Origin of the sequence: Chryseobacterium nakagawai (assembly GCF_900637665.1) — a bacterium.
GTDB classification, from domain to species: domain Bacteria; phylum Bacteroidota; class Bacteroidia; order Flavobacteriales; family Weeksellaceae; genus Chryseobacterium; species Chryseobacterium nakagawai.
This window is the reverse complement of record NZ_LR134386.1, coordinates 101,803-116,536: the sequence shown is the minus strand read 5'-3', so window position 1 is coordinate 116,536 and position 14,734 is coordinate 101,803. Positions and strand designations below refer to the sequence as shown.

The 14,734-nt window shown below is 36.7% G+C and carries 9 protein-coding genes; 6 read left to right on the top strand and 3 right to left on the bottom strand.

Annotated features, from left to right (window positions below; genetic code table 11):
• From EL260_RS00485 to EL260_RS00475, 3 genes are all read left to right on the top strand, one after another.
• On the top strand, positions 1-663 hold the full coding sequence (locus EL260_RS00485; RefSeq protein ID WP_123858352.1) for a hypothetical protein: 663 nt from the start codon (positions 1-3) through the stop codon (positions 661-663).
• Positions 664-779: 116 nt separating this feature from the next.
• Positions 780-2,801: an SPFH domain-containing protein gene (locus EL260_RS00480; protein ID WP_123858351.1), complete on the top strand. Its 2,022-nt coding sequence runs from the start codon at positions 780-782 to the stop codon at positions 2,799-2,801.
• Between the two features lie 177 nt (positions 2,802-2,978).
• Positions 2,979-7,778, top strand: a complete 4,800-nt coding sequence (locus tag EL260_RS00475; protein ID WP_123858350.1) for a DNA repair ATPase — start codon at positions 2,979-2,981, stop codon at positions 7,776-7,778.
• 67 nt (positions 7,779-7,845) lie between these two features.
• Here the strand turns inward: EL260_RS00475 and EL260_RS00470 are convergent, their stop codons facing one another.
• On the bottom strand, positions 7,846-9,138 hold the full coding sequence (locus tag EL260_RS00470; RefSeq protein WP_123858349.1) for a DUF389 domain-containing protein: 1,293 nt from the start codon (positions 9,136-9,138) through the stop codon (positions 7,846-7,848).
• Between the two features lie 190 nt (positions 9,139-9,328).
• Between EL260_RS00470 and EL260_RS00465 the strand changes: the two genes are divergently transcribed.
• From EL260_RS00465 to EL260_RS00455, 3 genes are read left to right on the top strand one after another with little or no spacing between them, the layout of a single operon-like run.
• On the top strand, positions 9,329-9,697 hold the full coding sequence (locus EL260_RS00465) for a hypothetical protein (protein WP_123858348.1): 369 nt from the start codon (positions 9,329-9,331) through the stop codon (positions 9,695-9,697).
• Between the two features lie 41 nt (positions 9,698-9,738).
• Positions 9,739-11,154: an aminotransferase-like domain-containing protein gene (locus tag EL260_RS00460; protein WP_123858347.1), complete on the top strand. Its 1,416-nt coding sequence runs from the start codon at positions 9,739-9,741 to the stop codon at positions 11,152-11,154.
• Positions 11,155-11,166: 12 nt separating this feature from the next.
• Positions 11,167-11,652, top strand: coding sequence for a GNAT family N-acetyltransferase (locus EL260_RS00455; RefSeq protein WP_123858346.1), 486 nt, complete (start codon positions 11,167-11,169; stop codon positions 11,650-11,652).
• A gap of 76 nt (positions 11,653-11,728) precedes the next feature.
• On the opposite strand, the gene EL260_RS00450 is transcribed toward EL260_RS00455, so the two are convergent.
• Together EL260_RS00450 and EL260_RS00445 are read right to left on the bottom strand one after the other, a co-directional pair.
• Positions 11,729-13,561 carry an alkaline phosphatase family protein gene (locus tag EL260_RS00450; RefSeq protein ID WP_228445248.1) on the bottom strand — a complete coding sequence of 611 codons (1,833 nt, stop codon included), beginning with the start codon at positions 13,559-13,561 and terminating at the stop codon, positions 11,729-11,731.
• Between the two features lie 501 nt (positions 13,562-14,062).
• A complete protein-coding gene (locus EL260_RS00445; RefSeq protein ID WP_123858344.1) occupies positions 14,063-14,731 on the bottom strand; it encodes an HAD-IA family hydrolase in 669 nt (222 codons plus the stop codon).
• Between the last annotated feature and the right edge of the window lie 3 nt (positions 14,732-14,734).

Sequence of the window (14,734 nt, the reverse complement as noted above, 5' to 3'; positions counted from 1 at the left end):
ATGACCTTTCAGGAATTTTTAAACATTGCATTTTCGCCGGTAAACACTGTTTTGAGTGTATTGCTGGGGCTTTCGGTTGTGTATTGGTTATTTACCATAATCACGGGCCTGGACATCGATGTGGGGTTGCATTCTGACTTTGATGTTGATGCGGGTGCAGATGCCCATGTCCCGGATGGACATTTTCATGCTCATAATCACGATCCTTCTACGTGGATGCATTTCCTGAAGTTTCTTAATCTGGATATTGTTCCTATTACCTATTTCATGACACTGTCATTATTGATGACATGGCTCGGATCTTTTTATCTGAATTATTTTATTCCATTGCCAACATGGCTGGGAATACTGATCTTATTTCCATTGTTGATTGGTGGAATGTTACTTACCAAAATCATTTTGAAGCCTTTAAATCCATTTTTTAAAGAAATTAACCATAAGGGAGAAGCTTCCTATGCCTTTTTAGGGAGAGAAGGAAGGCTGAAGTCGAGTATTCAGGATGATAAAATAGGAATGATGGAAGTCTTTATTGGAAGTGATCCAATGACCCTGATGGTAAGAAGCCAGGACGGAACAAAACTGGAACATGGAACCCGTGTCATGATTGTGGATGAAGATCTTGATAAACGGATTTACTACGTACAGAAATCCATGAGATATTAAAAAACACAATACCATGCTCAGCTTATTTTTAATCATATTGAACTCTATGTTGGAGATCTTTCTCAACACTTTTTAAAAAAACACATTTATATATAAACTATTAAACTTATAAAACTATGAACTTACCATTAATTGCTGGAATTATCATCGTTGCGGTAGCATCAATCGGATTGATTTTCTGGATTTTATCCATGTATAAAAAAACTGTTCAGGGAATTGTTATTTTAAGAACAGGTTATGGTGGCACAAAGGTTTTCTTTAACGCAGGAATCGTAATTCCTGTCATCCACCGTATGGAATCTATGGATATTTCTGTGAAAAAACTGGAGATATCAAGAGAAGGAAGAGCCGGATTGATCTGTAAAGATAATATGAGAGCTGATATTCAGGTAGCATTCTTTATTCGTGTGAACAAATCAGTAGATGATATTGTTAATGTAGGGCAAACAATTGGCTGCCAGAGAGCATCTGATGCGCAGACGTTAAGAGAGCTTTTTGAAGCCAAATTCTCGGAAGCCTTAAAAACAGTAGGAAAGAAATTTGATTTCACTGAATTATACGAAGCAAGAAGTGAATTTCGTCAGGAAATCCTTGATATTATCGGAACAGACTTAAATGGCTATGTTTTAGATGATTGCGCGATAGATTATCTTGAGCAAACTTCCATAGATAAATTAGATAAGGACAATATCCTTGATTCTGAAGGGATTAAAAAAATCACAGAACTTACAGCAACGCAAAATATTAAAGCGAATCAGGTTCGTCGTGATGAAGAAAAAACCATTACAAAACAGAACGTAGAAGCTCGTGAGGCCATTCTGGAACTGGAAAAACAATTGGCAGAAAAACAGGAATCTCAGAAAAGGGAAGTGGCCAATATTAAAGCCCGTGAAAATGCCGAAATCTTAAAAGTAGAAGAAGAAGAACGTCTGAGATATGAAACCGTTCGTATTGCAACAGAAGAGAAATTGCAGATTGCAGAAGAAAATAAGCTTCGTCAGGTGGTGATTGCTGCTAAAAATAAAGAACGTGCAGATCTGGTAGAAACAGAAAGAGTATTAAAAGACAAAGCTTTAGAAGCTACAGAAAGAGAAAGAATTGTTTCTCTTGCACAGATTGAAAAAGAGAAAGCAATAGAACTCGAAAAGAAAAGTATTCAGGATGCCATCCGTGAGCGTCTGACCATGGAAAAAACAGTGGTGGAAGAACAGCAGGGAATTAAAGATCTTGAGGCCTTCAAAACAGCAGAAAGAAACAAACAGGTTGAAATTACGGTTGCTACTCAGGAAGCGGAGAAAAAACTGATCGAAGAAACAAGAGCGGCAGAATCGAGAAGATTAGCGGCCGAAAAGGATGCACAGAAATACGTTATTGAAGCTCAGGCAAAAAGAGATGCCGCAGAAAAAGAAGCGGAAGCTCGTAAGATCATTGCTGATGCTCAAGCTAAAGAAGAAGCTACTGTAGGTTTATCTGAAGCTCAGGTGATGCATGCAAAAGCAGACGCAGCTGAAAGACAAGGGATTGCAGAAGCCGTGGTGATTGAGAAAAAGGCAGAGGCTGTGAAAAAAGAAGGAATAGCACAGGCAGAAGTGATTAAAGAAAAAGCATTGGCAGAAGCTGCAGGAATCAATGAAAAAGCAGAAGCCATGAAGAAGCTGAACGACGCAGGAAAAGATCACGAAGAATTCCGTCTGAAACTGAATAAAGAAAAAGAAGTGGAACTGGCTGAAATTGCGATTCAAAAAGAGATTGCAGAAGCTCAGGCTCTGGTGTTGGCAGAAGCATTCAAAACAGCGAAGATTGATATCGTAGGAGGAGACAATACTTTCTTTGATAATGTAATCCGTCAGGTATCCGCAGGAAAAGGACTGGATAAATTCGTAAACCATAGTGAAAATGCACAGTTGGTGAGAGAAAACCTGTTGGGTGACGGTGAAAATATCATTGCTAAAGTAATGGGAATGGTAAACAAATACAATATTTCATCAGACGACATCAAAAACATGAGTATTGCTTCCCTGATCTTTAAACTAAACGGTGTTGCCAATCAACAGGAAAAAGGAATTCTGGAAAGAGCCCTTGATATGGCCAGACATATGGGGGTAGAACATAAACCGGTAAACAATAACCATGTTTAATATATAAAACAGTTAATCTATTGATAATCAATTTAAAAAATAGGTTGTCTGTTTGCATGACAAACCTTATAGGTTTTCAAAACCTATAAGGTTTCCATGAAGATAAAAGTAAAGCATGATAAGTTCTACACAAAGAGATGCTGCTCATCAGCAGTCATGACAACTTAACCCAACACTATGTCAGAACAACTTAATTCCGGAACCTACGAAATTATTCAGAATCGTCTGAATGAGCAGAAGAATGACCTTATAAAAAGGCTTTATCAGCTTAATGAAGACCGAAAAAATATATTCGGTGGAATAGATTTTTCGTTGATTGCCAATGAAAGAATTTCCACAGACCATAATTGTATAGCCAAAGATATCTATTCATTAGGAGATTATTTAATATTTGGTTCCAATGCTCATTTAGGCTTACAAACTGAAATTAATATTTCGGACGTTTTTTCCATCTATACCATTAATAATAACAGGTTTGAACCTCAGGATTATACCCTTATCAATGATGAGGTCTTTATTGATGAATTTAAAAACCTTTACAAATACTATAGAAATACATTCTTTGCAAGATTTAGCTTTACAGAGAACTATCTCTATATGGTTTTCCAGCTTTCGGAAAGCACTACAGACATTAAAGCATTCAAATGGCTGATCAAAGACAATAAGCTTGTTTATGTAGATTCAAGGAGTGCTTCAGAAACAGGATACCCGCCTCAGCATGGTTTTGCTTGGACAAAAGCGACAAGAGACATGCAGCGGTCTGGAAGATATCCACATATTTCTTTGGCTGATAAGGTTTTCGTGGAAAGTATTGGTGGAGATATTACCATTAAGGTTGAAGATAATACAGATACGGGAAAAGGAATCTATTCCGAAGATGTGATTCATAAAGATCAGAATCTTGATGATGCTGAAATCCATTTCTGTGACCTGGACAATCTTGTTTTGTTCAAAATTAAACCCTATCAGGAAACAGAACGCTATTTCATTTACAATCATAAAGAAAAGACCGTTTCAAGGGCTGATGCTCTTAAATATTCCGGATTGCTGCTCCCAGAAAACCAAGGAGTACTGTTTTCAAACGGGTATGCTCTCCAAACAGGAGGATTAAAGGTGATTTCACAGGATCAGAACAGGTTGTATTACCTTAAAACCGTTCCAGAACCTAACGGAGAGAACTTTTTATATGTTTTTTATGATGATAAAACAAATAATTATCAGCTGATTTCCTATAATATCATCACTCAAACGATAGAAACACCTATCCGATGCAATGGTTTCTCCCTTCTGAATGATGGAAAATTAATATACCTTCGAGAAAGTGTTGAAACAACCAAGCATCATCTTGCTCAAATCTGGCAGACTCCTTTCTCTAAAGAATTGATACCGAATGCTGAAAAAGCAGACAGCCTGATCTATAAAATCGGAAACAAAGATATTGTAAAGGTCATGGCAGAGAGCCAGGAACTTATTACGCTTTTGAATAAAAAAGATTCCTACAGCGGATTATACGATGATATTGTAAAGCTTTCCACCTTTATTCTGGATACCTATTATTTTTTGGGTGAAAATGAAGTTCAGAAGTTAGATCAGCCACTTAAAGAAATTCGAAAAATTGCCCATTCAGCGATCAATGAATATGAAAAAGTAGTTGAACAAAGGAAAACTACAGCAGAAGCTTTAGAAAAAATAAAACACACCTGTGATAAAATCCTTGATGATACTAAGCGGCTTCATTACTCTCAGCTCACAGAATATATTGATGCTCTTTCACAAATAAGAGCGCTAAGAGGAGAGGTTACAGGAGCAAGAGAATTGAAATATGCAGATATAAACTTATTAGATTCCCTTGAAAATGCACTTGCAGACCGCTATACTGAACTTTCCAATGCCTGTGTGGATTTTCTATTGCAGGAAGGTGCTTTATTGCCTTATGAGGAGAAAGCACAAAAGATTTCAGAGGATATTGTTTCATTACAAAAAGCTATTGATGCCAAAACTATCGATGAAAATATAAACACCTTATCTGGACAATTGGAGCTGTTGGTAGATATCGTCAATAATCTTAAGATTGAAGATACTTCCCAGTCTACCCAGATCATTGAAAACATATCTTTGATCTTTGCGCGATTGAATCAGGAAAGACTTGAGCTCAGCAAAAGGAAAAGAGAAATCTCGGGTAAAGAACTGGCTTCCGATTTTCAGGCACAAATTACCTTATTTGATCAGTCTGTGATTAATTTTCTGGAACTTTCTCAGACTCCGGAGAAATGTGATGAATATTTAACCAAACTTTCTATTCAATTGGAAGAGATGGAAACGAAATTCATTGATTTTGATGAGTTTATTCAGCAGATAGGAACCAAAAGAGAAGAAGTTTACGGACATTTCCAGAATAAAAGGGTACAGCTTACAGAATCAAGAAACAAGAGAACCCAAAGTCTCTTTGAGGCAGCCCAAAGAATCCTGAAATCCGTTCAGACCAAGGCAGAATCCTTTGACTCTGAAAATGAAATCAACGGTTATTTTGCTTCAGATCTGATGGTAGAGAAAGTAAGAGACCTTTCAAGACAATTAGCGGAATTAGAAGATTCAGCAAAATCTGAAGAGATACAAACTCTTTTAAAAACATGCCAACAGGAATCCGTAAGAAAGCTTAAGGATAAAAAAGAAATCTATGTAGACGGGGAAAGTATTATAGCATTAGGGGATTATAAGTTTGCAGTCAATCAACAGAAACTGGATCTTACCCTTGTCCTGAGAAATGCCCAATATTACTATCATCTTACCGGAACAAGCTTTTATGAACCCTTGAACTTCACTACAGCTGATGAATTCAAAGAAGTCTGGAACCAGGAATTTGTTTCAGAAAATACCAAGGTAAAACGGTTTGAATATCTTGCCTGGAATGTGTTTTCCAATCATAAAGAAATTGCCGCAGAGCCCCAGAACGAACAAGAAGTTCAGCAATTTACAGCAGAGCATTTTGGTGAAGGTTTGGTAAAGGGAATCCATGATAAAGATGCGCATATTATCGTCACCAGGCTTCAACAGATGCATAATGAACTGGGATTGATGCGGTTTACCGCTCAGGAAAGAGCTCTTTCACAGCTTTTTTGGTTTTTCCTGAATTCTGAAAGAAAAGAATATTACAGCAAACAGTTTGAAGCAACGGCTATCATTGCTCAATCCTTTGCCGTAAAACAAGGTTTTGAATACCTAAACAGGGAGTTGGCAGAAGAGATGAAATCTTTTGCATCATTGAATGGTATTTTTCCCGAGACAAAGTATATCAATGCAGCGGAATATCTGAAGCAGGAAGACAAAGAAAACTTCCTGGTCTCAGAAAAAGCAGGGGCTTTGTATGGTTTATTTTTAAAAGAGCTTAAAGAAAAAGGCAAAGATCTGGAGTTTTTTGCTCAGATAAAGGCTATGTATCAATATCCTTCAGCATGTTATTATATTGCAGAAGGAGCATTAAAAGCTTTTGATCCGGATGCAGAAAAAAATATCATAGATGAGGTGCTTGGATTTATCATTACCCAGAAGTTTGACCCGAAAAATATCAGATGTATTTCCTATGAAGCGGGGATTAAAGATTTGAAATCCCTTGAAAAAGATACAGAATACCCTTTGAATTATTTTGAATTTGTATCCAGATTGAGCCATTTCAATACAGTTACTGTTCCAAAATACAAAAGGCTTCAGGAATTGAAATACAGTTGGGTGAGTGATAAGAAAAAAGCACTGAAACTGGATACTTTCCAACCACAGATATTAAGTTCATTTGTCAGAAATAAACTGATCAACGATGTCTATTTTCCTTTGATTGGAGCTAATCTGTCAAAACAGTTGGGAACAGTGGGTTCGGATAAGAGAACAGACAGAATGGGAATGTTACTTCTGGTATCTCCTCCTGGGTATGGCAAGACCACCCTGATGGAATATATGGCAGAACGTATGGGACTGGTATTTATGAAGATCAACGGACCTTCTTTAGGACACGATATTGTTTCTACAGATCCGAATGAAGCTAGAAATGCAGGAGCAAGACAGGAATTGGAGAAACTAAATCTTGCTTTGGAAATGGGAGATAATGTGATGTTGTACCTTGATGATATTCAGCATTGTAACCCTGAGTTTCTGCAGAAATTCATTTCCCTTGCCGATGGTCAGAGAAAAATAGAAGGAATTTATAACGGAGAAAGTAAAACCTATGATTTGCGCTCGAAAAGATTCTGTCTGGTCATGGCAGGAAACCCATATACGGAAAGTGGAGAGAAATTTAAAATTCCGGATATGCTGGCAAACCGTTCAGATACTTATAATTTAGGCGAAATATCAGGTTCAAAAACAACCCTTTTTGATTTAAGTTTGATCGAAAACTCTCTGATGTCTAATGAATACCTTACAAGACTGACTCAACCAGGAATGGAAAACCTTTACGAGCTCTATGATTGTGTGGTAACAGATAATCCTGCAGACAACCTGAAAGGAAATTTCAGTTCTAATGAAATATCAGACTTCAGAGCAGTACTGAAAAATGCCATCAAGGTCAGAAATATGATTCTGAAGGTCAATAAAGAATATATTGCTTCAGCAGCAATGTCTAATGATTATAGAAATGAACCTCCGTTTAAACTTCAGGGATCGTATCGTAACATGAATAAGCTGATTACTCAGATTCAGCCTATTCTAAAGGAAAATGAAGTGATTCAGATAGTCTTGAACCATTATCAGAATGAATCCCAAACGCTGACAACTGGCGCAGAAGCGAATATGCTGAAGCTGAAAGAACTGATAGGGAATATCTCGGAAGAAGAAACAGTACGTTGGGAAGAGATCAAGAAGACCTTTGTAAAAAATAAAACCTTAAAAGGACTTGGAGAAAACGATAGAATGTCTCAGATTGTTGCACTCCTAGCACAGTTTGGAGATGGCCTTGAAGGGATAAAAGAGGTTTTGAGAAAAGAATAGTAAACCTTACTTTATCATAAAAGTAAAAACAGCACCCTGTATATATGGGGTGCTGTTTTATTACTATTTATTGACGAATAACTTTGGCGTTTTTATCGGATAACTTTTCCGAGAGCCATTGTTTCATTTTTTCTTCTTGCTCCTTTTCTTCTTTTTCAGATCGATAAAGGATTACGGTGCTTACATTGGCACTGTCTGTATTGGGGAAATTGGTTACTTTACCAATAGAAATATGGTTAAAATCCGGGAATAGAATATGTATTTCCTTAATAAGGCTTGAGTCTTTTACCGTGTATTTATCCAATTGTTGTCTTAATTGGTTGATGACAAGGTCTTTTTCAGACAATACATTATTCCGTTGCCCAATTTCGTTAAGTATTTCGGATTTAATATCGGTAGCATCCTGTTTAATAACCAATTTTGTATTGGCAATTCCGAGATCTTTAATTTTTTTATTAATGGTATCTAATTCACTTTTATTAAATTTTTTAGATAAAAAAGCCAATTCCACTGTTTTTGGAGAAGAATTATAGTTTAATTTTTTATAAATGAGAGTATACCCTTTCTGAGTAAATTCACTATTGATGAACTGATCAATATTTTGAGTAAACTTCTTCTGGTTCAAAAGATTATAAGCCAGATAAGAACTTGGCACAATCATAATAATGATCAAAGCCGTTATGCCATATCGTATCTGTCTTTCATACTTTCTGTCTACCAGTTCAATAGGTTCATACCTCAGATATTTAATAATAAGAAACGTTGCGATACAAATGAAAAAGCAGTTGATGGTATAAAGATAAAATGCTCCTGCAAAATAGCTCCAGTTTCCTATAGCAAGTCCGTATCCTGCCGTACAGAGAGGAGGCATTAATGCCGTAGCAATAGCAACTCCCGGTATTGGATTACCTTGTTTCACACGGGTGATGGCTATAACCCCTACAAGACCACCAAAAAAAGCAATAAGGACATCATAAATATTCGGAGATGTACGGGCTAATAGCTCAGATTGAGTTTCTTTAAAAGGACTTAAGGAGAAATAGATAAAAGATACCAATAAACTGACAATAGTTGCAATAAGAAGATTCTTAGCTGATCTTTTAAGTAAGTGAAAATTATAGGTACCTAAGGCAAAACCCGCTCCTACTATAGGTCCCATAAGAGGAGATATAAGCATTGCCCCAATGATGACTGCCGTAGAGTTTACATTGAGTCCCACGGACGCAATAACAATCGCACAGGCTAAAATCCATAGATTCGAACCCCGGAACGAGATATTATCGGTAATGTTCTCCAGAACTTTCCCTTTATCTTCTTCCCCGAAATGAAGATTAATAAATCTCAAAAATTTTCCCATCATTGTTTATTCACTTGTTTAGATTCAAAAATAAAAATACATATTTATAGATTATTTTACACGAAAGCTTTAAAAATTTTCATTGTAGCTGAGACTTGTTAGCTTATTATCTGTACCCATAATATTCTATTCTTCTGTATCTGTATCCAAACTGAGAGACTCCATAATTTTGTTAAGGTAAAGAAGAAATACTATGGAAACAATTGCACAACATCAGGAACAGCTTCAATATGCTGAAGTATATATTTCAGACATGTTAGCATTGAAAAACATATTTTTACAGACACAGAGTACTTCTAAGACGGCTTCCGATTTTGGAATTCCATTCCTTTTAGCAAAGAAAAAAAAAGAAATTGTCTTATTTGCCAGTCTTATCATTAATGAGAAAGGAGAAATAACATTTGTAGTATATGATAAGAAAGAAATAACTGAAATAGAAAAGAGATCCTTTTCTGTAAGAGTTGAAAACTACTTTAAAAGGAATACAGCCCCCAATTTCAGAAATCCCAAACAATTAAAAAGCAGCATCAAAAGTATGATGAGCTGGCTTGAACTTCAGTAGGACCTGAATAAAATTGTACATTTACTTAAAACTGTAATTCAATGTTGAAAGATGTTTTATACCTCAAAATAGCGAATTCTGTCACGGAGCAGATCAAAAGTGAGACCCTGCAATTTGGAGACAGGCTACCCTCGTTGAGGAGCGCCCAAAAACTTTACAATGTCAGCCTGAATACAGTAAAACAGGCTTATATGGAGCTGGAAAGCCGTTCTTTGGTTGAGTCCCGTCCTAAATACGGATATTATGTAAGCCAAACTTCGCAACGAAAGTTGGCATTGCCTTCTATCACCCAAATGAAAGTGTCAGAAGGGAAAAATACACCACAAGATCTTATTGATAAAGTGTTTGGAACGATTGGAGGAACAGACGTTACGCAGTTTGCATTGGGTATTCCCGGGAAAAGCCTTCTTCCGGTAGCCAAGATGAAAAAATGTATGATTGATGTGATAAAGCGGAAAGGGGATAGTGGAACCAACTATGAACCGGTACAGGGAAGCGAATTGCTTCGCCGTGAAATTGCCAAATGGTCTATCGTAATGGAAGGGAGAATTACAGAAGATGATCTGGTGATTACATCAGGAGCGATGAATGCTGTATACAATTGTTTAATGGCAGTAACACAGCCGGGAGATTTAGTAGCGGTGGAAAGTCCTGTTTATTTCGGAATCCTTCAGGCTATTCAGCTATTAGGATTGAGAGCTGTAGAAATTCCTACCCATCCCATTACAGGAGTAGATTTGGATGCCTTAAAAAAAGTGCTTCCCAATCTTTCAGCCTGTTGTTTTGTGGTGAATTATAATAATCCGCTGGGGTTTCAGATGCCGGATGAGAACAAGAAAGAACTGGTAAAAATGCTTACTGAGTATAATGTTCCTCTGGTGGAAGATGATGTTTATGGAAATATTTACTTCGGGGCTGGAAGACCTAAACCCTGTAAGTTTTATGATGAGGCGGGAATTGTAATGTGGACGGGATCGGTCTCTAAAACACTGGCTCCCGGATTTAGGGTAGGATGGGTAGCTCCCGGAAAATTTAAAGAAAAGATCATCCGTCAGAAATTGGTTCAAACGGTAAGTGGCCCTTCCTTATTTTCGGATGTGATTGCCGACTTCCTTGCTCATGGGCGTTACGATCATCATTTAAGGATGTTCAGGAAAAAGCTGTATGCTAATTATCTTCAGATTCAGAAGTCGGTAACACAGTATTTTCCGGATAATACAAAGATCTCAGAACCAAAAGGAGGGTTTATGTTGTGGCTGGAACTGGATAAAAGAATTTGTACCGAAGATTTATATGATGAAGCAGTCAGCCAGAAAGTAAACTTTGCCCCGGGAAGAATGTTTTCACAATACAATCAGTACCAAAACTGTATGCGATTAAATTATGCCCTCGAATGGACAGACCGTGTAGAAAGCGATCTCGAAAAACTGGGAAAAATGATAAAAAACAGAATATAATATACCTAAGCGATGAATGATATTAATAATGAAGTAAAAATTATAGGCTATGAACCTCAGTATAAGGAAGCCTTTAAAACTTTAAACGAAGAATGGATCAAAACATTCTTTGTTATGGAATCCAGTGATTTTAAATTGCTTGATAATCCTGAAGAGCATATTATTGACAAAGGCGGATATATTGCTTTTGCTTTGCTGGATGGTGAAGCTGTAGGTACCTGCGCCTTGGTAAGAGCTCAGGAAGAACCTCTTGCTTTTGAATTGTCAAAAATGGCGGTAAGCCCTAAAGCACAGGGAAAGAAAATCGGTTATCTGTTGGGTAATGCTCTTGTAGAAAAAGCTAAAGCTTTAAAAGCCGAGAAAGTATTCCTGGAAACAAACTCTATATTGGTTCCTGCCATAAAGTTATACGAAAAACTAGGGTTTAAACATACTGAAATTACCAATCCGGGCTATGATCGTGTAGATGTGCAGATGGAGATTGATCTTAAGTCATAGGCAAAAAAAATATTGGAACTCGGATCATCATATCCTTGTTCCAATATCAAAATTTAAATCTAATTGCTTTACTGTTTTATTTCTTGATAAAAGCTTTGGTCAGAGATTTTTTACTTCCTTTAAGTTTAATAAAATACATTCCTGAAGGAAGCCCTTCAATATTGATTTTCTCATCATAATTTCCGTGGGAAGACTTTAGGCTTTTTGTGGTAATAAGTGACCCTTTAGTATCTATAATTTCTGCTTTAATTTCCTTATCTCCAGATTGATATCGGATGCTTACATAAGTAGATGCAGGATTGGGATATATAATAAAATGATCTGTTGTTTCTTTTACTTCCTGAGTTGCCAAAGTTCCTTTTGAACATTCAGGGATTCTGTTTACACCATCAATTCCCCATGAAGACAGGACCGGAATACACAACCAGTTCAATACCGTTGGGAAATGATCTGTTTCTCTCGTTGTTGAGGTGTAATCATAGATTTTAAAACTATTTGAGGTATTAAGAGCATAAGTTGGAGATCCTGTGATCGTCATAGGATTGGCATTAGAGCTGGAATCAGTCAAGGAGTTTCCTGAAGTTTCATTACATGTCCAATTTGCCAATAACTGAGAATAATAAGGATGAGATGTTGTAATATCCTGGTTAGCCCAGTTCGCGATCACATCATTAGGAAGGGCAGATTTCCATATTCTTACGTCTTTGTAAGAAGCGGCAAGAGTCACTCCGTAAGTATTGGTTCCATCCTGATTTAATGTTAATGGAAGTACAGAATCTATATTTCCTATAGTACTCATTTTAGCAAAAGTTACGGGAACACCGTCCTCATATAAGGTAACAAGACCATCTCTGTCAAAGCTCGCTGCAATATGTTTCCATTTATTAGTTTCCAATTTTCCACCAATAAGGTCAATTCGGTTGGTACCATCTGCAATATTCATTTTAAAAGTTTGTCCGGAGTAGCCGGAGAAGATAATCCCTTTGTTCTTTCCATTGGCCCAGTTTTTATTTCCAATAAATACAGGATCACTGGAATAGGCTGCATTGGGCTTTATCCAAAATTCAATAGTGAAATCCTGATTGGCTCCAAAATTAAATGGAGTTTGGTTGGCGGGCTTTGCATAAGCTCCTGCAGGAAGAGTAAGCTGATTAAAAGTCTTATTGGATTCCAGAATAGTTTTACTGATCTGTTGAGGGGTAAAACCGGGATTAGAATAAATCGTGAAAATATCCCGTTCAGAAAGATTTCCGCCACCGTGGGAAGTATCTGTTGCGCCATGATCTGTTGTTAAAACAACCATCCAATCCTCATTATTGTAGGTGGATCTGTTTTTCATAGCATTCACAATCTCTCCAATGTAAGCATCCGTAGTCTGAATAGAAGAAACATACTGGGGAACAGCAGAAGAAAACCCATACGAATGACCAGCATGATCTACATCATCAAAATCTACGAAAAGGATATCAGGATTATCATTCTGTAAAGCATTTACGGCCGCATTTTTTACGGCAAGATCGCTTCCTAAGTTAGATTTTATATCTGCATTCTTTACAATTTTGTCGTTGATTGGAGCCCAATTGGCAAGGGAAATCGTTCTAAGGTTAGGATTATAATTTTCTGCTCTGGTTAGAAAATCAGGATAATTCACATAATTTGGGTTGGTAAAATTATTGTCCTGTACATTATGTTTAGTATGCCATACACCGGTAAGCATAGTACTCCAGCCATTTCCACTCCAGGTTGTGGCAGCACATAATCCATCAAGAGAATAAATAGACTGGCTGATGAGGTTTTGGATGTTAGGTGTGTTGGTAGACATCATGACATCTGCACGACAACCGTCAATACCAATAAAAAGAACTTTTTTGGTTTGGGCACCAAGGAAACAGCTTATTATAACTGCCATTGAGAATAGTTTTGTTTTCATGGGATAAAGCGTTTGAAAAGTAAAAGTTTACAAATAGTAATTTATTTTTTAATAATTGTAAAATTAGTTTACTATTTGTAAATATACGTGAACTGAAAATTAATTAATTGATAATTAAAAAAGTCATTTGAAATTGAAACGCGGATAACTTAAAACTGTTTACAACTATAAGTATATTAATGTTTTAATACTTAAGTTGTTTTTAAGTAAAATACTTTGTGTTAGAAGCTTGCTTAAGAATCAGGAGAATTTTGAAAGTTGATAAATACTCAATTTTATTCTAAACTTATAGATGAATTTTAGAGGTGAGATTCTTCGCTTCATTTCATTTCGCTCAGAATGACAGTGGGTCAATTGAAATATTGGGCAAAGCTACAGTCGAAAGCGTAATAATTCCCCTTCTCTGAAGGGGTGGTTTCAAAAAGACACAAATGCTCTCATTAGAAAACATTTGTGCCATAAGTATTAAAAAAGAAGTATCTAAATAATTCCCTCAGCTTCGGAAATCGTATTGAAAATATAATCAGGTTCAGCCTTTTCCAGCGCTGCTCTGTTTTGAGCTCCGGAAAGCACTGCGACAGTGAGTCCACAACCGGCATTTTTGCCCTCTTCAATATCGATCACGGAATCTCCGGCTTTTAAAACCTTTTCAGGTTCCAGGATATTAAATTTTTTCATAGCCAGATTGATCATTTCCGGACTCGGCCTGCTTTCTGAAACATCATCAGCGGTGATTAAGGCGTCAAAATGTATATTTTCTTTCCACTGCAGTTTATCCAAAAGCTGTTGAGCGATTTCATAGGTATAACCGGTATTCAGAACCACTTTTTTATGCTGAGCTTTCATTTTAAGGAGAAAATCTTCCGTTCCGTTGATAGGTTTTACCTCAAGATTCTGATAAGCATCCTTTAGTTTTCCAGAGAAGTTTTCAAAAATAGCAGCAGCATCTTCTTCATTTCCATTGATTTCTTTTAATAAGCTTGTAATAGCTTCCAGTTTTTCCATTCCGGCACAGGTGATAAGTACCTGTTCCAACTTAACTTCATAACCATATTCATTAACAGCTTTAGTTAGCGTTTTATACACTACATTATCTTCATTCACTGTAGTTCCGGCCATATCCAGAACCAATAATTCTATATTTTTCATTGA

Coding starts and splice junctions, on each gene's coding strand:
- EL260_RS00445 (WP_123858344.1), bottom strand. CDS start 14,731: ATGAAAAATATAGAATTATTGGTTCTGGATATGGCCGGAACTACAGTG.
- EL260_RS00470 (WP_123858349.1), bottom strand. CDS start 9,138: ATGATGGGAAAATTTTTGAGATTTATTAATCTTCATTTCGGGGAAGAA.
- EL260_RS00450 (WP_228445248.1), bottom strand. CDS start 13,561: ATGGCAGTTATAATAAGCTGTTTCCTTGGTGCCCAAACCAAAAAAGTT.
- EL260_RS00485 (WP_123858352.1), top strand. CDS start 1: ATGACCTTTCAGGAATTTTTAAACATTGCATTTTCGCCGGTAAACACT.
- EL260_RS00480 (WP_123858351.1), top strand. CDS start 780: ATGAACTTACCATTAATTGCTGGAATTATCATCGTTGCGGTAGCATCA.
- EL260_RS00475 (WP_123858350.1), top strand. CDS start 2,979: ATGTCAGAACAACTTAATTCCGGAACCTACGAAATTATTCAGAATCGT.
- EL260_RS00455 (WP_123858346.1), top strand. CDS start 11,167: ATGAATGATATTAATAATGAAGTAAAAATTATAGGCTATGAACCTCAG.
- EL260_RS00465 (WP_123858348.1), top strand. CDS start 9,329: ATGGAAACAATTGCACAACATCAGGAACAGCTTCAATATGCTGAAGTA.
- EL260_RS00460 (WP_123858347.1), top strand. CDS start 9,739: ATGTTGAAAGATGTTTTATACCTCAAAATAGCGAATTCTGTCACGGAG.